This is a genomic window from Paraglaciecola mesophila (assembly GCF_009906955.1).
GTDB classification, from domain to species: Bacteria; Pseudomonadota; Gammaproteobacteria; order Enterobacterales; family Alteromonadaceae; genus Paraglaciecola; species Paraglaciecola mesophila_A.
Genome location: NZ_CP047656.1, coordinates 3,735,290 through 3,752,403, shown reverse-complemented (window position 1 = coordinate 3,752,403; position 17,114 = coordinate 3,735,290). Strand labels below are relative to the sequence as shown.

Here is a 17,114-nt window from a genome sequence, read left to right as displayed (position 1 = left end):
GAAGCTTCCAAACTTAATTAGACAAGATAGTTAACCAATTCACCTGACCTTTTCACACAATGGCTATTACACTTTGTAACGGTACACATATGACATGGGTAACGCTGAAATGTCTGAAGATAAGCTATTCACAGCCTTCAATGCCAGCAGCTTGGCCCGAGAGCTCACCCCCTGCATATGATAAATACTGGCATTTTTAGCGGCCATTCTTTGTACTTTGGTCACTCTTGCATAACGTCTAGATTGGTAAACTGATAATCCACTATTAATGCTCTCATTACTGGACAACGCTTGTCCTAGACACGCGCTATCCTCAATAGCCATTGCTGCACCTTGAGCAACAAAGGGTAGCATTGGGTGACAAGCATCACCGAGCAAAGCAACGTGACCGTCAACCCAAGTATCCAATGGCCGGCTTGCAAATAATCCCCATAAAAAACACTCTTCTACTTTGCTCAGTAGTTGCGTCACATCTGAGTGCCAGTTACCAAACGCGGCACGCAGTACTTTGACATCCCCTGGAACGCTCCAGCGTGTATCGGTCCATCGTGATTGTTCTTGAACAGCAATCACATTAATTTCTTTGCCTCCTCGAACATAGTAACTGACTAAGTGAGCACCTGGGCCCACCCATAAATTAGCCTCGGGCTTGACCAAGTTACGAGGCACCTTTTGCGCATCGATCGTGCCACGCCATGCTACTTGCCCTGTAAACTCCACACTAGCGAGCGGCAACATTTGCTTCTTTACAGCAGAGCGAATTCCATCAGCCCCAATCAAAGCAGCCGCGATCATTTCGCGGCCGTCTTCTAGATGAACTTGAACCTGATTCACGCCTTCTATCTGTAGGTTTTGGTAACGCTTAACGCGGGTATTGACGCTAATCTGAACCCCCCTAGATAAGGCTGCTTGGTGTAAAACTCGATGTAAATCAGCACGATGAATGTGTACATAAGGGGCACCAAATTTTTTCTCGATGACATTGCCTAATGGCATACGCAGATATTCTTTTGCTGTTCGAAAATGGCGCATCGTAGCGCTTGTGGGTAAAAAGCCTCGTGATAAAACATTCTCACTTAAACCAAGCTTTTGCATAACATGCATCGCATTAGGACTTAATTGAATACCGGCTCCGACTTCCGCCAGTGCATCGCTTTGCTCAAGTACATGCACGTCAAAACCTGCTAAATTTAGTGCCAGCGCAGCGCTGAGCCCTCCAATTCCCGCACCAGCAATAATTATCTTTCTCGACATCGGCCCCACTTACTTTTCAATACGTTCAGTTTAGTTATCTGTTAAGCGCTAATTGTCCATCGATTCCCTCAAAACCAGCGTTTCCAAAGCATAAAACCACCTAATAATACGGCAACCCCTAACATAGCGAGAGTTAATTGATTAAACGCTTCGGGGTTGTCTATACCGGGTAGCCCACCTACATTCATACCAAACACACCAGTAAGAAATGAAAGTGGCAAAAAAATAGCTGTCACCAGTGAAAGTACGTACATCACCATGCCTTGACGGTCAGCAATTCGGTTGCGAACTTCGTCTTGCAATACAATGGCGCGCTCTCTTGCCAGATCTAAGTCTTCTACATAACGTATCGTTCTATCTATTTGCTCTCTAAGGGTAAATGCCTGCTCCTGAGATAAATACTTATTGCTACGATAAAGCGCGTCCAATGCATCGCGCTGGGGGGCAAGATAGCGACGAATTGATGCTGCTTGACGACGTACAATAGACAAACGTTGACGCGCTTTAACATCCATGGATTCAGAGGTTTCAAAATCTACCAGTTCCTCGTCCAAAATATCAACCATTTCACTGATCCGATCGACCACCCGCTCGATAATTTCTAATAGTAAGTCACCGATACTTGCGACCATAATGCCCTGGTCAATGTCATTTTTTACATCTTGCACTGAGTATAGTTTTCTATCTCTGCGCCGAGTGGACACAACCCCTGAATCTGTAAGCCATAACCGTAACGACACCATATCTTCAGGATCAGCCTCTGGGTTGGTATTGATACCACGTAAATAGACCACTAGCCCACCCTCGAGTGGCAACGTTTTCGGACGCGTTTCTAGCGCGAGCAGCGAATCAGCGACTGATTTTGATAAGCCCAACTCTTCCATGGTTTGCTCAGCGTCAACTGAATCAGATTGTAGATGGATCCAGAAAAATCCAGGCGGTCCATCGAGGCTCTTTAATCCTTTTGGCTCAATCGGCTTTCCAATACCGTTTGAAAAATGGTATGCCCACAAAAAGCTATCACGTTGATTAAAGGACAGTTCTTGATGCTGCTGCATTGCTATTACTCCCACAGAACAATTAGTGTGGCGAATATAAAGCACCTTTTTACCGATGAATACTCGTTTTTCATATGGCTAGGGTTTAAATACTCACAAAAAGGGTACACTATGGGTAATTTGTAGCTGGGTACCGTATCGCGAATAAGTTGGCTACATACAAATACATTTAGTAAATAATTCGTTTATTCTACTCGTCCTATCCTAGGCTAAGGCCCAGTTTTCACTCATTGATTTTTCAGAGATTCAAATGAAAATAGCTATTTTATCCCGGAACGAAAACCTGTATTCCACCAGACGCCTCAAGGAAGCAGGCGAAACTTTAGGTCATGAGGTAGACATCATAGACATATTGCACTGTTATATGGATATAAGTAGCAGTCGACCGGCCGTTCGCTTTAAAGGTAAGGCCTTACCCTACTACGACGCTATTATTCCGCGCATCGGTGCCTCGGTGACTTTCTACGGTACCGCCGTAGTGCGTCAATTTGAAATGATGGGGACCTTTAGTGTCAATGAATCGGTTGCTATTAGCCGCTCTCGCGACAAATTGCGCTCTATGCAGTTGTTGTCACGCAAAGGTATTGGTATGCCGCGTACGGGGTTTGCTCGTCAACCGGATCGCATCGACGATCTAATAAAGAACGTCGGTGGGGCTCCTGTCGTCATCAAACTGCTAGAAGGTACCCAAGGCATAGGTGTTGTGTTAGCTGATACGCAAAAAGCCGCCGAATCCATTATCGAAGCATTTATGGGATTAAACGCCAACATTCTGGTTCAGGAGTACATCAAAGAAGCAGGTGGGGCTGATATTCGTTGCTTAGTCGTAGGAGGTAAAGTCGTGGCTGCGATGAAGCGCCAAGCTGCTGTAGGCGAGTTTCGCTCTAATTTGCATCGAGGTGGGCAAGCCAGCTTGGTGCGCTTATCTCCAGCGGAGCGAAAGACGGCCATTGATGCTGCCAGAACTATGGGCTTAAATATGTGCGGTGTTGATATTCTGCGCTCAAACCGTGGTCCGGTCGTAATGGAAGTCAATTCGTCCCCAGGATTAGAAGGCATTGAAACCGCGACCGGTAAAGATGTGGCTAGTATGATAGTCGAATTTATTGTAAAAAACGCTAAGCCCAACAACACAAAGACCCGAGGCAAAGGTTAAATCCCTGCACAATAGCGGTATGCTTACGCTAATTAGTTGGTATATCGACTTTAAAAGAGAAATAACGATGAATCGATACTTAGACAAACCCATAGTCGGCACGCTTGAACTGTGCGATCTCCCCCAGCTCAGCATAAAATCATTAAATGTCAGAGTGGACACCGGCGCGACTACCTCCTCACTTCACGTAGATAATATTGAGGAATTTGAACGCGCAGGTAAACTCTGGGTCAGTTTTGATATTCACCCTAACATTCATAACGTAGCTGAGATCGTACGCCGTGAAGCAAAAGTAGAAGCCATTAAGCGAGTCAAAAGCTCTACCGCGACAATGGAAAAGCGCTACACTATCAAAACCGAAATTCAAATGGCGGAGTTAAATTGGGATATCCAACTGACCTTGACAGACCGTTCTGAAATGACCTATTTGATGTTGCTTGGGCGCGAAGCTTTAGCTGGTAAGTTTTTGGTGGACCCCGCCCTAGAGTATGAATTGAGCGCAGGATTGGTAAATTAATCGCTCCATGATGACTCATTACCTAATGGCGCTATTTATTGTGAAAATATCGCTATTAGGTACATAAAATTTTCATCCCAACTACTGTTTTCATTAAAAAAATAGGCCCTCGCCCACCTTCTGGCATCCCATGAAACGCCAACTAACCAACTGATTTAGCTCCACTTTATATGCTTTAACTTTGTTATTAGTTTGCTTTTGGCATTCTTTCTGCTCGGATTTAACCTTTCAAATTCACAGTAGTAGGGGGCCTTATGGGTTGTCGTTTATATTTTTGCCTATTCATTACATTGTCACTTTTTTCTGGTGCGGTCACTGCCCGGCAACAGGGGTATGCAATTGATTTTTTAAACGGAGAAAGCAGCACACAAGGTGTTCGCCTCGCCTATAGGCCATATGTGAATCAAGTAGCGGAAATACCGGTGCTAGGTAAGGTCGATTTGTACTGGGAACTAAGTATTAATTTCTGGGAGTATGGAGCACAGAACAATCACCAGACCAATTACGCCATTTCTATATCACCGGTCATCTCCAAGCAGTTTACGACCTTGTGGGATAAATATCCTGTGAAATGGGAGGCCGGTATCGGTATTAGTTTAGTAAAAGACAGAGAGTTTGCGGGGAAAAACATTGGCTCCCATTATCAATTCGAAGATAGATTGGGAGTAAAAGTTGAATTTGGAGAGAATAATGATTCATCTTTAGCTTTACGTTATATGCACTATTCGAACGGTGGCTTAGGTAGTAATAACCCTGGCATGAACTTCTTAAATATCGCCTATGCTAAAACGTTTTAAGGCAGCAAATGGCGATTTAAAAGCTATTCAAATACAAACTTGTTTCGACCCGTCGCCTTGGCTTGATATAAATGCTTATCAGCTCTTTCTATTAACTTTGCTTGTTCAGGATTTTTCGCATCACTGACGGCAATGCCAATACTGCCTGAGATCCTTCCAAACGGTGAGCCCTCGTGATTTAACGCTAATGCTTTAATCTGGGCTTGCACTCTTTGCGCGACTAAAATCACACCTTCTATATCTGTATCAGGTAATACAATGGCGAATTCCTCACCGCCAAAGCGAGCGACAAAATCACCAGGGCGAACGACCGAGGCTGATAGAGCCTTGGCCACAAGTCTTAAGCAATCATCACCTGCTAAGTGTCCGTATAAGTCATTAAATGACTTGAAAAAGTCGATATCGAACATCATCAACCCAAGAGGCAAACCGGAGCGCTGCTTTAGCTTGCTCTGGCGTGCTAAATATTCATTGAAATAGCGCCTATTACTTACCTGAGTTAAACCATCTTGATAAGCCATCTTGCGCAATTCATCTGTCACTTGTTTTAAGGCTAAATGAGACTTTATTCGATGCTTTAAGGTATTTGTGTTGACGGGCTTAACTAAAAAATCTACCCCCCCAGCATCCCAGCATCTATCTTCGGCACTTGAATCTACGTGAACCGTGATAAACATAACGGGAATATCTCGTGTTTCACCGAACTCTTTCAAAGCACGGCACGCTGCTAAACCATCTACGCCAGGCATATCCATGTCCATCAACACAAGATCTGGCGGTGTACGTAAGCAAAATTCAATCGCTTCTTTACCCGATGTAACTGCAAAAATATCGTATATTTCAGTTAACGTATTCGACAAGATATGAATATTTATCGCTTCATCATCAACAATTAATATTTTTCCTTTGTTGACGCTGGTAAGTGCTTGACCCAAATCGGGTATGGCCTGGGATATAACGGGGTTCCCCTTAATTATCTTGTTTTGGCTTAACGCATACTCATTATAGTTGCAGAACGAGCATCATGCTTTGAGACAATAAACCGCACACTATATACTAAAGTTTGATTGACATTAAGTAATGAAATCCACTACGTGTAACATGGTGATATTACAGTGATATGTTTCAACAGAATGAAAATAAACGAGATTTTGCGCTATGTGTGTATAAAAAGTTAGCAGATATAAATAGGTCGAAATCCAGACCTGCGTGAGCCTTCACACCAGCGACTACTTCTTAATTCGCCCCTCAACTTCGCCTACTTAATCTTTTGTTGGCGGGACCTAAACCGAATTGACTTCATTTTTGGCGGACTGTAAAATAATTTATGAACGTTCGTTCAATGAACGTGCACTTCTGTTGGCCTAGCGATATCGTATTATCGCTAAATAAGAAGTTCGTTAAGATTAATATAGAGGCGACCATGGCGAATATTTCTAAATTCGATCGGGAAGATGTGCTCGAGAAAGCTAAAAACTTGTTTTGGGAAAAAGGCTATTTAGGCACATCAACTCGGGAATTACAAAGCGTCATTGATATGCGCCCAGGCAGTATTTACGCTGCCTTTGGCAGTAAATCAGACTTATTCATTACGGTATTAAAGCATTATGCTGATGCGTTGGCTAAACAACTTCAAGCTCATGTTTTTAACAATGCAGATGTTCTCGGCGCCTTTAAAGCGCAAATACATGATCTGGTATTAAGCCCTAACCAGAGGCGACCAAGTGAAATTTGTATGTTGGCCAAAACCTTGTCTGAGTTAGACGAAAGCCACAGTGACATATTAACGTTAGCACGCTCATTACTTGAAGACGTTGAGCACATGTTTACTGAAGTTTTTAATCAAGCAAAATTACAACACACAGTGCCAGCACAATTAGATGTGCTTGAAGCCGCAAAAGTATTACAAGTTAACATTATCGGCTGGCGTTCTTATTTAAAAGCCACAGGAGATAGCAACGCAGTAGAACGTCAAATAGAAACGTTGTTCTCCCAGTTCACTGAGCAGCACTCACATTAAATTAACGACCTGGTACTGACCCAAGCCCTGCCTATACTTATATAGTATGATAATCCCCTAAGCAGCGCCTCTGGTATACCCTCTTCATAGCGTTATATCTGGTGCGGTGATGTCCCATCACCGCATTTTACCTTTTCATTGCATACACTATTGTCTAATAGTGAATTTATAACCGCTTTCGTAAGCTTTGATCTAAGTGATTTAATTCGCACGATCAGTCACTTGGCAACGGATTTTGCGCAGTTTTGCATTATCTATCAGCAAATATTTACTGTCATTTGCACAGAGTTAACTTAAAAGGATCTTCAATGGACTCATTCGAAAAACAATTACAAACCTTCTACGATAAAGCGATCACCCTTGGCACCGAATACGGTGGACAACTCATATTGGCCATCGTTGTTTTAGTGGTTGGCTTGTGGCTTATAGGAAAAGTCAGCGACGTAGTGCGCCATCACGCGGTGAAAGGGTTACCTGATGAAACACTGGCTCAGTTTTTAACCAATATTTTCGAAGTCGTGCTCAAAGTGCTATTAGTCATAAGCGTTGCTTCTATGGTGGGCATCGAAACAACCTCTTTTGTGGCCATTTTGGGTGCCGCTGGGCTAGCTGTCGGCTTTGCATTACAAGGCAGTTTATCTAATTTTGCTGGCGGGGTAATGATACTGATATTTCGCCCCTTTAAAGTCGCTGATTATGTGGGCGCTCAAGATGTAGAAGGGGTTATTTTAGACATAGGTATTTTTGTCACTACCTTTGAAACCTTTGATAAACGCATCATCATTGTACCAAATGGCCCATTAGCGAATGGCAATATAACCAATTATACCGCGAGTAATATTCGCGCAGTAGAAGTCTCTATCGGTATCGCTTACTCAGATGATATTGCAAAAGGTAAAGCGGCAATGGAGCAAGCCATTCTGAGCGACTCGCGCGTGCTTCCCGAGGAAGGCAATGTGGTTGCTGTGGTAGAGTTAGGAGCCAGTTCAGTAGATTTCTTAGTCCGTGCTTTTGTAAAAACAGATGATTATTGGTCATTGTTTTTTGATATTCGCCCGATGCTTAAATCTGCGGTAGAGGAAGCTGGTTTGACAATTCCATTTCCACAACGCGATGTGCATATTATACCCGATACTCTAAGCTAGCGTTGAACAAGCCGCTGTCAATCAAGACAGCGGCCACACATTCATCACACTAAGCGACGGCTTGCTCTAGAATTTCACGGCTTTTTATTAACGTAATAGCTTGATTCTCACCCAACGCTTTCATGCCATGCGCTTCAAGTTGAGCCACAACTGTGTCCACAGCTTTGGCTTTATCACCATCATGTTCGGTTAACTGAGTTGCCACATCCAAGCTATGATAAAAGGCTTCAATTGCCGCAATAGTGCGTTGTGCCAAATCATCAGACTCGGGTAAACCAAATACATTCTTACCCATTTTCTCCAGTTTTGCTTTTTTAACGTCAAGTTGATTGCGCAACAAAGAAGGCTGTATGATGGCTAATGAACGCGCATGATCTACGCCATATAAGGCCGTTAATTCGTGACCAATCATATGCGTCGCCCAATCTTGCGCTACACCTGCACCAATCAATCCGTTTAGCGCTTGGTTTGCAGACCACATTAGATTGGCGCGCCACGCATCATCTTGGTTGGCAAAGTTATCACCCAAGGTTTTCAATGCCTTAAGCAATGCTTCTGCATAACCATCTTGTACCAATGCTCCAGCATCAAAGGTCAAATATTGTTCGCAGGTATGTACCCATGCGTCCACTAGGCCGTTCACTAACTGACGCTGCGGCAAGGTTTTCATCACATCTGGGTCCATGACTGCAAACTTAGGTTGTACTGCTGGTGCCATAAAGGCCAGCTTTTCTTGGGTTGCTGCTTTACTTACAACCGAACCAGCGTTTGATTCAGAGCCGGTAGCAGGCAATGTCAACACCGCGCCCAGCGGTAAAGCCGTTTGCACTTTATGCTTACCCTGGAGAATATCCCACCCTTCACCCTCATATGTGGCAGCGGCAGCGATATATTTAACGCCATCGATCACTGAACCTCCGCCCACTCCTAGAATAAAATCTACTGACTGTTCTTTTGCCACTGCTACTGCTTTATCGAGCACTTCGATAGTAGGGTTTGCTCCCACTCCTGAAAACTCAATCCAATTGTGGTCAGCCAGCGCTGTCACTACTTGGTCATACACACCATTTTTCTTAATTGACCCACCACCATATACCACCAGCACTGTTTGGTCCGCAGGGATAAGCGTACTAAGAGAGGCAATTTGCCCCTGTCCGAATTGAATTTTTGTTGGGTTTACATAGCTAAATTTCATATTGGTTTCTCCTAGTCGGTTCTCAAACACTGAATTAATCGATTAGTCAGTGATAGGAACAATTCATCACATCATTGAGATGTATAATAGTGCCCAGTATTCCACATTAAAAGCATCAAATACGCCAAAAGCTTGCCTAAAACTATCATTAAAGGTAAATTACACTAGATTGAAATTAAGGACACACTATGATCAGCTTAGCGACTGCGCTACAAAAATTTGCAGAAAATACCCACTTGCTTGAACTTGAAGGGAACACTAAGACATCGGTCCCTGGGGTACGTTTTTTTCGTGCAAGTAAGGGCAGTCCGCGCCACCCCCTCGTTTATCAATCTGGTATTATTATCGTTGCCCAAGGCCACAAAATTATTCATTTTCCAGAACGGCAAATTCAATACGGCGCCGGGGATTATCTCGTACTAGGAATGCCGATGCCCTTAGAATGCGAGGCGTTTTCAGATAACGATCTGCCCATAATGGGCTTATCGATTGATGTGAACCCAGCGTTGTTACACAAATTAGTAAGCCAAATGCAGTTGCACCACAAGTATACCCAAAGCGACGTATGTCAGGATAAAAGCTGTATACAAGCAGCCAAATTGGGGGCAGCCCTTGAGCAAACGTTACAACGGCTAACATCAGCTCTTGCAGATCCAATCGAAGCTGAAATTTTCGGCCAAGACATCATCAAGGAGCTTATTTACCGTGTATTATGCGGACCTCAAGGCCACATCTTATTTGGCTTAGCACAACATGATGGACATTATGCAAGAGTGGCAAGAGCCTTAAACACTATGCATGCAAATTATGCTAACCCCATCACGGTTGAAGCATTAGCCGAAGATGTAAATATGAGCGTATCCGCTTTTCACAGAGCCTTTAGGCAAGTCACCTTTGAATCACCTTTGCAATACCTAAAAAAAGTACGCCTCGTCAAAGCAAGAGACTTAATTACCTCTCGTGGAAGTCGTGCCAATGAGGCTGCGTTTAAAGTAGGCTATACCAGTGCGTCACAGTTTAGTCGTGAATTCAAGCGCCACTTCAAGCAGTCTCCCAGCGAAATGTCAGCACAACATTGAAGTATCTTCTGAGGCCAAACGCTTAAACGCTGTTCAGTCGGTTTAAGAAGCCCATTATGGTGATTAGCTCTCAAGAGAATACTTGTATTGCTTGTATAAATACGCGCTTAACACTGCACCAATAAACAAAGTGATTATGCTTACGCCGACTTTCCATACCGACAATACAACGATGCCTTCTCCCATCAAGGCAAACAGAGACATCTGTGGGACATACCCCAGACCTGACCCTAAAATAAAATGCCGCGCTTTTATCTTTGTTACCCCAACCAATAAGTTGGTTAGTAAATTATTTCCCAATGGCAGCAAGCGAATAATGAGCGTTTTGATGACGGGCCTATCTTGAAGAAAGTTACCGACTTGATTGATTCGCCGTGAATAGCGGCGCGTGAGAACGGGTTTGAGCAAAAGTCTAGAAACGAAAAAACTCCATATGCAACCTAATATTGCACCTAAAATAGACAACACCGCGCCGTGTAAAAAGCCAAAAGCATAGCCCCCTAAAAATGCCATAACTTGGCGTGGACAGCCGATCGACATTGCTCCGGCGCTCAACAGTAAAAAATAGCCTACACCTAGCGCACCATTTTGGCGGATTTGAGTATCGACCCACTGCTGATTTAGCCCATCAAATATCGGCAGGATACTAAGTAAACCACCTATCGCAGTACAAGCTAATAAAAACAGCAAGCTTTTGAATACAATTGAGGGGGTGAGAAAAAAAGGGCGTCTCGAGGGCATGATGCTATCCAAAAAGTGAGGAAGTGGCCGCTATGACGACGTTCAAGGACATCCCCTCCAGCAAAATTAAAAACCGTAATAATGGACCAATAGCAGCACGCATTGATCCATTCTCAAGAAATACTCGATTGACAGAAACTCAGTCGGCGACTTTAAGATAGCGCTGAATGATTTCAGTACCATTACTGGCTTGAATAGGTTTAAAAATAAAGCCCGATATCCCCTGAGCTTTGCAAGAATTTACCAATAATTGATCCGTCACTGAGGACAGCATAACAATTGGCACATTTGAGCCTAAAGCGCGAATTTGTGCTAATGCTTTATCACCGTTTAGTTTATCCATGACGACATCCATAAAGATAAAATCAGGTGGATTACTTTTCACCAACTCAACGGCGCCGGTGCCATCATCGGCTTCCACAACATTGCTATAACCCAGCACATGCAAAAACCGCGTGAGGGCTTTGCGGATCATAGCGCTGTCATCAACCAATAAAATGCGACTGTCTTTAGCAAGCGCTTTAGTATGTGAATTTTCGATCGCGACGCTTTCTTCGCGTTTTATACCGCCCTCTTGGTAATCAACACTGCGTACCAATAAATTGAAATAGTAGCGACCTACTCCGTCAATAGTAATAGGCACTGTCACCACTTCTTGTACGCCGTCAAGATACTGGTCCATTTGTGATAAATCTTCGACAAAATACGGGCTAGAAAACCCATAATCTAAGCTATAGCGGCGATGTAAATCAGTTGAACGGCCAACAATAGTATTACCCCATTCGGCCAGTGCATTGCGCAAATCGTCAGTCATCTCGGTATGTTCGTACGCTTCGCCAAACATGCTTTGGCATACAGAGTTACCAATTGACACAGCGGTTTCGGGATAATGATGCATCATTATCACCCCATCAAGATTACCCGTGACTTCAGAGCACACTGCGTAACCTTTAAACCGAAAATCATCAACATTATCCATAAACGCCTCTCCCGCTGACCCCGTTAAATTGGTCATGGCCTTTAAACTAGCAAGTGACTCATTAATAAAGGGATAAAGGATAACTTTATAAATGGTTTCAACTGACATATTGCTTTCTCTAATTATTATTATTGTTACTGCGAGGACAGCAAACTACTAAAGCTAGCGAGATATTGCAAGAATGTAAACAGCGCTAGTTTATAGGTTAAGTAATTAATTTACCGGAACTTTTTAACGAGTCAAATAGCGGTATTTTTTTTAACATGAATGGAGAGAGGAAGCGGGGCCCGTTAAGCTCCCCGCTTCCTGTTGTTTTTCTTACAGTTAGCTCGGCATGGCTGCTAATACCGCTTCAGGGCGTATCGGTAAATCCCTTACGCGCGCACCAACCGCATTAAAAATAGCATTTGCAATCGCCGGGGCAACCGCAATTAAGCCGGGCTCCCCTAAACCTGTAGGAAACTCTGTATTTTGTACAAAACTGATATCCAAATCAGGCAGGTTATTCATTCGCAACGGACCATAAGTATCTAGATTAGTATCCTTAACCTGACCCTTAGTAAATTTAGTCCCTTCAAAAAGCGCCAAACTTAATCCCCACAACATTGAACCTTGGGTTTGGGCCAGAGCACCATCCGGATGAACCACTGTTCCACAATCTAATATTCCAGTTAGCTTGTGTACTTTCACTTTACCTGATTCGACATCGACCTCGACATGCGCCACACATGCCCCCCAAGTAGGCATGTCTCGCTCTTGCCCAGAGGAAATTGCGATCCCCATTCCTTGGTTTTTAGGCAAAGTCTGCCCCCAGTTTGTTTTGCTGCGAATATCCGTTAGTACTTTGGCTAGACGTTTAGCCCCCCCGACTGAAACAGGCGCTTCCCCCGCATTCTTGCCGCTGGCATCGAGCATAGACAAACGAAAATCGATAGGATCCATATTTTGCTCGTGAGCTATCTCGTCCATAAACGATTCAACTGCCCAACCTGTCCAGCCAGGTCCAACGGCACGTAACCAACCGGGCACAAAGGTTTTTTGCGCAAGTGGATTATTGATTGCCCGTACGCGATGATTTTTCAGGGTATACCAATGATCAGCGCCGGCAATTGAAAACGGGTCGAATTTACCCTTTTTGTCTACACCTTCAGGCATAAACCCTGGGGCCATGGCCAAAGTCGGCCATCCTGCAGCAGCACCATGCTCTATACCCAATAGCTTATCGTCCCCATCCCAATAGGCATTCATTTGCTGAACCGAAGGAGAGCGCACACAGTCAAAGCGTGTATCATCTTCACGGGTAAAAACAAGTTTAACCGGCTTACCTATGGCTTTTGCCGTTAGCGCTGCAGGCACCATATAGTCACCTGCTAGGCGGCGGCCAAATCCGCCACCTAGGTAGTATTGATGAATTATAACCTTGTCGTCACCCAGTCCTACCGCTTTAGCCACAACGGGTAAAAACAACGATTGCCATTGATTTCCACAGTGCACATGACAAACCCCGTCTTTGAACTCAACAGCCGCATTCACGGGCTCCATAGTGAAGTGCAGCACAGAGGACGTTCTATAGACTGACTCAAGAGAGGTTTTCGCATTTTGCGCTGCTTTAGCGATGTCTCCTTCGTCGACCACCAAGGTGCCAGATGTCTTGTCTTTGGCTAAGGTTTCACCTTGGCTTATGATGTCTTGCTCGCTGACGTTTGCAGTCTCGCCAAGATCATATTGTACCTTGATCGCATTTCCCGCTTTGACCGCGGCATAATATGTATCCGCTAGTACCGTCACCCAGCCCTGAATAGTGTCACTAGGGTCTGTGAGTATTTCATAACCTTGATACCCTTTTATGGCTTTAGCTTTGCTATCGTCGACGCTCGTCACTTTACTACCGTGACGTGTTGGTGGAATAACGGGGCGGGCGTACACCATGCCTTCAAGTTCAATATCAATACCGTATTGCGCTGTACCATTGGTCTTTGCTGGAATATCTAGCGCCTGACTTGGCTTTGCGATTAACTGGCGACTAGCAGGGCTTTTAGGCTCGAATTTTTCCAATTCCTCTGGGCTAAACGTACGTTCGATTTTGCCGTTTTTCACTACGTCGGCAAAGCTTATCGACTTATTACCTGCTACCACTTGACTGTTCTGTGTTGAGCAATCTTTAGGATTTACCCCCAATAATTTCGCGCCCGCTTCAATGAGCACGCTACGTCCTGCAGCTCCTGCTTGTGACATAGGCACATACGTTTGAAATACAGACCAAGACCCGCCCGTTACCATATAGCCCCATTTAGGGTCCGTATCTACGTGCTTGATTTCGACATTGTTCCAATCAGCCCCTAACTCGTCAGCGACGATACGGGCAATTGCCGTTCCTACATGCTGGCCCATTTCTGCTCGGGCGATATTTACCAAAATTTTTCCTTGGGTATCTATCTCGAACCACACTGTAGGGCTAAACGATTTAGCCGCTAGTTGCTCAGACGCGCCGCCAGTGACTACCTCAAGGGCATTGATACTTGGCGCAAAAGCCATTAGCAAACCACTACCGACTGAGCCAATCAAAAAACGACGACGGCTATGCTCTATCTTATCTTTACGTAAACGAGTCATATTAGCTTACTCCCTGTGCGTCGCGCTTGGGATTATATATCTGCACAACAGATTCGGATTGCCCTGCAACATCTTGAATGGCTTCTTTGATTCGAGCGTATGTCATACAACGACATAAGTTACCGCTCATGTAGGCTTCAATTTCCTCTTCGCTGGGATCTGCATTGGTTGCCAGCAGCCCTGCAGCTTGCATAATTTGCCCAGACTGACAATAACCACACTGAGGCACTTGATGTTCTACCCACGCTTTTTGCAGCGGGTGCTGGTTTTCTAATCCTTCTATTGTGCGGATCTCGGCGTTAGCAATAGCGCTGATCGGCAGTGAACAGGAACGCACGGGGGAGCCATTGAAGTGCACAGTGCAAGCACCGCACATGGCAATACCACAGCCGAATTTAGTCCCTTTTAAGCCGAACTCGTCACGAATAACCCACAATAATGGGGTGTCGCCTTGTGCGTCAGATGTGATTTTTTTCCCGTTCAATGAAAATTCAATCATGATGATTACCTGTGTGATAGTGAATATTAATAGCGTGGTCCTGCCGTTATGAAAATTACGTAAAAATAGCGAACGAGATCAGTTCGCTAAATGATGACTACAAAAAGTGTAGTGCACGTCATTTAATTAAGAAGTGAATAAAGACAATTATTAATTGATTTGGGCAATGGTGTTCAATTCTGAGATAGAAAAAGCCACTAAAAAGTGGCTTTATCAGTTATAAATCAATGAATTAACAGTTAACCTTTACCGCTAAAATCTGCTGCAGAGTGGCGTTCAAGTACTTGCTGCTCAGGTTCACCCCATGTGCGATTTACCATCACACCACGCTTAACAGCGGGACGTTCAGCGATGTCATTCGCCCAACGAACAAGGTGGGTGTATTCATGTGTCTGTAAAAACTCAGCCGCTTCGTACACCACGTTACGTACGAGTGAACCATACCAAGGCCATATTGCCATGTCGGCAATAGTGTACTGGTCACCCGCGATGAATTTATTTTTTGCCAGTTGCTTATCAAGCACATCTAGCTGGCGCTTTACTTCCATTGCATAGCGATCAATGGGGTATTGATACTTTTCTGGGGCATAAGCATAAAAGTGCCCAAAGCCTCCTCCTAAGAATGGAGCGCTACCCATTTGCCAAAATAGCCAGTTCATACACTCAGTGCGACCAGCAAGATCTTTTGGAATAAAAGCATCAAATTTTTCGGCTAAATAAAGCAAAATAGAGCCAGACTCGAATATTCTGGTTTCTGGCGAATTGGAAGTGTCTATCAAAGCAGGAATTTTTGAGTTTGGATTGATTTCTACAAAGCCGCTGCCAAACTGATCCCCGTCGCCAATGTTAATCGGATATGCATCGTACTGTGCCCCGCTGTAACCCGCTTCAAGTAACTCTTCAAGCATCACAGTCACCTTTACACCATTGGGCGTCGCCATTGAGTGTAACTGCAAAGCATGCTCACCACGAGGGAGCGCCTTTTCAAATCGAGCGCCCGCAGTTGGGCGGTTAATATTGGCAAACTTGCCTCCATTTGCAGCATCAAAAGACCAGATTTTTGGTGGGGTATAGGTCGGGTCGGACATAGTTCACATTTCCTCGGCTATTTTGATAAGTGTTAATGTTAGGTTGGGGCTGACCATTTAAAAGCAAGGGATAGCGTAATTGATTTTTGTACCAAAAGGGACACAAATATGTAACGACATATATCCCCAATGGAAGAGCGGACAAAAAAAAGCCCGCTTAAGCGGGCTTTAACATCGTTCTGTTACATTAGCTGTTAGCTGGCTGCTCTGCTGCAGGTTGCTCTTTGCTGATAGCATCACCAACACGCAACTGTAAGTTCTGAATCGGCTTATCCGTGTTGTTCGACAAGTGAACCAAACGATTCAGCTGACCTAACGACATTAACACAGCATAAGCAGCGCCTAAGAAACCACTTTTGTGTAGCTCAACCACTTGCTCTTCGCTTAAGTCTTGAAGACGCTTTTCGCTCACACTGAACATGCCTGTGATGTTGCGCTTTTCTCCATTAGCGTAGTTCACTAGCAATTCAATTGGGTCAAGCAAGTCTAGCTCAACTAATTTCTTAATGAAGCGCTGGGTTGCCATTTCGCTGTTAGCAAGTTCAGACAGTAGTTGCTGACGATTCTCTAAAAACGGGCTAGGCTCGCCTTCAGGAGTAAAAACAGGTTCACCATCATCAGTGATTAATGCGCTGTTTTCATCAAAGAATACACCAAGCTTCTCGCCATCAGGGCGAACATCAAACGGATAGCGCTGAATATTCATAGGTAAACAATGCACTTGCCATTTACCTTCATGAATAAATAAGTTGCTGCCTTTTTCCGTGCCTAACATGGTCACTGAATGGAAGTTTTCAGAATTCGGGTCTTTAACAAAAACAACTGGCATAACACTGGCTAACTGCGCGTACTCGCGGATAGAAGCAGCAGCTATGTGGGCTTCTTTTGCGTAGCCAAAGTCATGCTGTAAGTTGATTTTTAAATCTTTATGTTTCTCTTTATCAAGAGGGATATAGCTGATTGTCATAGAGGA

At 44.3% G+C, this 17,114-nt stretch carries 16 protein-coding genes; 6 read left to right on the top strand and 10 right to left on the bottom strand.

The features are described from left to right. Window positions 1-66: 66 nt before the first annotated feature. The gene (locus tag FX988_RS16085) at window positions 67-1,254 is read right to left on the bottom strand and encodes an FAD-dependent monooxygenase (RefSeq protein WP_160181131.1); all 1,188 of its coding nucleotides are present in this window, start codon (window positions 1,252-1,254) and stop codon (window positions 67-69) included. 68 nt (window positions 1,255-1,322) lie between these two features. Continuing rightward, window positions 1,323-2,312 carry a zinc transporter ZntB gene (locus tag FX988_RS16080; RefSeq protein WP_160181130.1) on the bottom strand — a complete coding sequence of 330 codons (990 nt, stop codon included), beginning with the start codon at window positions 2,310-2,312 and terminating at the stop codon, window positions 1,323-1,325. Between the two features lie 250 nt (window positions 2,313-2,562). Between FX988_RS16080 and rimK the strand changes: the two genes are divergently transcribed. From rimK to FX988_RS16065, 3 genes are all read left to right on the top strand, one after another. Continuing rightward, on the top strand, window positions 2,563-3,468 hold the full coding sequence (rimK, locus tag FX988_RS16075; RefSeq protein ID WP_160181129.1) for a 30S ribosomal protein S6--L-glutamate ligase: 906 nt from the start codon (window positions 2,563-2,565) through the stop codon (window positions 3,466-3,468). Between the two features lie 67 nt (window positions 3,469-3,535). After that, window positions 3,536-3,985, top strand: coding sequence for an ATP-dependent zinc protease (locus FX988_RS16070; protein WP_160181128.1), 450 nt, complete (start codon window positions 3,536-3,538; stop codon window positions 3,983-3,985). 254 nt (window positions 3,986-4,239) lie between these two features. Beyond that, window positions 4,240-4,782, top strand: a complete 543-nt coding sequence (locus FX988_RS16065) for an acyloxyacyl hydrolase (protein WP_160181127.1) — start codon at window positions 4,240-4,242, stop codon at window positions 4,780-4,782. A gap of 23 nt (window positions 4,783-4,805) precedes the next feature. Here FX988_RS16065 and FX988_RS16060 read toward each other — a convergent pair whose 3' ends face one another. After that, a complete protein-coding gene (locus FX988_RS16060; protein WP_254700639.1) occupies window positions 4,806-5,717 on the bottom strand; it encodes a diguanylate cyclase in 912 nt (303 codons plus the stop codon). Window positions 5,718-6,205: 488 nt separating this feature from the next. Between FX988_RS16060 and FX988_RS16055 the strand changes: the two genes are divergently transcribed. Next, window positions 6,206-6,802, top strand: coding sequence for a TetR/AcrR family transcriptional regulator (locus tag FX988_RS16055; protein WP_160181126.1), 597 nt, complete (start codon window positions 6,206-6,208; stop codon window positions 6,800-6,802). Between the two features lie 308 nt (window positions 6,803-7,110). Then, on the top strand, window positions 7,111-7,947 hold the full coding sequence (locus tag FX988_RS16050) for a mechanosensitive ion channel family protein (RefSeq protein ID WP_160181125.1): 837 nt from the start codon (window positions 7,111-7,113) through the stop codon (window positions 7,945-7,947). Between the two features lie 49 nt (window positions 7,948-7,996). Here the strand turns inward: FX988_RS16050 and FX988_RS16045 are convergent, their stop codons facing one another. Then, the gene (locus tag FX988_RS16045; RefSeq protein ID WP_160181124.1) at window positions 7,997-9,142 is read right to left on the bottom strand and encodes an iron-containing alcohol dehydrogenase; all 1,146 of its coding nucleotides are present in this window, start codon (window positions 9,140-9,142) and stop codon (window positions 7,997-7,999) included. A 188-nt stretch (window positions 9,143-9,330) separates the two neighbouring features. On the opposite strand from FX988_RS16045, the gene FX988_RS16040 reads away from it, so the two are divergent. Next, entirely contained in the window at window positions 9,331-10,221 is an 891-nt protein-coding gene (locus FX988_RS16040; protein ID WP_160181123.1) for an AraC family transcriptional regulator, read from the top strand. A gap of 63 nt (window positions 10,222-10,284) precedes the next feature. Here the strand turns inward: FX988_RS16040 and FX988_RS16035 are convergent, their stop codons facing one another. The 6 genes from FX988_RS16035 to FX988_RS16010 all read right to left on the bottom strand — a co-directional run bounded on the left by FX988_RS16035 (window position 10,285) and on the right by FX988_RS16010 (window position 17,108). Continuing rightward, complete coding sequence (locus FX988_RS16035; RefSeq protein ID WP_160181122.1) at window positions 10,285-10,962, bottom strand: TVP38/TMEM64 family protein; 678 nt, start codon at window positions 10,960-10,962, stop codon at window positions 10,285-10,287. A 139-nt stretch (window positions 10,963-11,101) separates the two neighbouring features. Next, on the bottom strand, window positions 11,102-12,049 hold the full coding sequence (locus FX988_RS16030; RefSeq protein WP_160181121.1) for a response regulator: 948 nt from the start codon (window positions 12,047-12,049) through the stop codon (window positions 11,102-11,104). A gap of 216 nt (window positions 12,050-12,265) precedes the next feature. Continuing rightward, complete coding sequence (locus FX988_RS16025) at window positions 12,266-14,554, bottom strand: xanthine dehydrogenase family protein molybdopterin-binding subunit (RefSeq protein WP_160181120.1); 2,289 nt, start codon at window positions 14,552-14,554, stop codon at window positions 12,266-12,268. Between the two features lies 1 nt (window position 14,555). Next, on the bottom strand, window positions 14,556-15,053 hold the full coding sequence (locus FX988_RS16020; RefSeq protein WP_160181119.1) for a (2Fe-2S)-binding protein: 498 nt from the start codon (window positions 15,051-15,053) through the stop codon (window positions 14,556-14,558). Between the two features lie 239 nt (window positions 15,054-15,292). Next, window positions 15,293-16,141, bottom strand: coding sequence for a glutathione-dependent disulfide-bond oxidoreductase (yghU, locus tag FX988_RS16015; protein WP_160181118.1), 849 nt, complete (start codon window positions 16,139-16,141; stop codon window positions 15,293-15,295). 187 nt (window positions 16,142-16,328) lie between these two features. Then, complete coding sequence (locus tag FX988_RS16010; RefSeq protein ID WP_160181117.1) at window positions 16,329-17,108, bottom strand: SapC family protein; 780 nt, start codon at window positions 17,106-17,108, stop codon at window positions 16,329-16,331. Window positions 17,109-17,114 lie beyond the last annotated feature (6 nt).

Excerpts from the sequence above, each read along its gene's own strand:
- FX988_RS16065 (WP_160181127.1), top strand. The coding sequence starts at position 4,240 with ATGGGTTGTCGTTTATATTTTTGCCTATTCATTACATTGTCACTTTTT.
- FX988_RS16040 (WP_160181123.1), top strand. The coding sequence starts at position 9,331 with ATGATCAGCTTAGCGACTGCGCTACAAAAATTTGCAGAAAATACCCAC.
- FX988_RS16030 (WP_160181121.1), bottom strand. The coding sequence starts at position 12,049 with ATGTCAGTTGAAACCATTTATAAAGTTATCCTTTATCCCTTTATTAAT.
- FX988_RS16050 (WP_160181125.1), top strand. The coding sequence starts at position 7,111 with ATGGACTCATTCGAAAAACAATTACAAACCTTCTACGATAAAGCGATC.
- FX988_RS16020 (WP_160181119.1), bottom strand. The coding sequence starts at position 15,053 with ATGATTGAATTTTCATTGAACGGGAAAAAAATCACATCTGACGCACAA.
- FX988_RS16025 (WP_160181120.1), bottom strand. The coding sequence starts at position 14,554 with ATGACTCGTTTACGTAAAGATAAGATAGAGCATAGCCGTCGTCGTTTT.
- FX988_RS16085 (WP_160181131.1), bottom strand. The coding sequence starts at position 1,254 with ATGTCGAGAAAGATAATTATTGCTGGTGCGGGAATTGGAGGGCTCAGC.
- FX988_RS16080 (WP_160181130.1), bottom strand. The coding sequence starts at position 2,312 with ATGCAGCAGCATCAAGAACTGTCCTTTAATCAACGTGATAGCTTTTTG.
- yghU (WP_160181118.1), bottom strand. The coding sequence starts at position 16,141 with ATGTCCGACCCGACCTATACCCCACCAAAAATCTGGTCTTTTGATGCT.
- rimK (WP_160181129.1), top strand. The coding sequence starts at position 2,563 with ATGAAAATAGCTATTTTATCCCGGAACGAAAACCTGTATTCCACCAGA.
- FX988_RS16035 (WP_160181122.1), bottom strand. The coding sequence starts at position 10,962 with ATGCCCTCGAGACGCCCTTTTTTTCTCACCCCCTCAATTGTATTCAAA.
- FX988_RS16010 (WP_160181117.1), bottom strand. The coding sequence starts at position 17,108 with ATGACAATCAGCTATATCCCTCTTGATAAAGAGAAACATAAAGATTTA.
- FX988_RS16055 (WP_160181126.1), top strand. The coding sequence starts at position 6,206 with ATGGCGAATATTTCTAAATTCGATCGGGAAGATGTGCTCGAGAAAGCT.
- FX988_RS16045 (WP_160181124.1), bottom strand. The coding sequence starts at position 9,142 with ATGAAATTTAGCTATGTAAACCCAACAAAAATTCAATTCGGACAGGGG.
- FX988_RS16070 (WP_160181128.1), top strand. The coding sequence starts at position 3,536 with ATGAATCGATACTTAGACAAACCCATAGTCGGCACGCTTGAACTGTGC.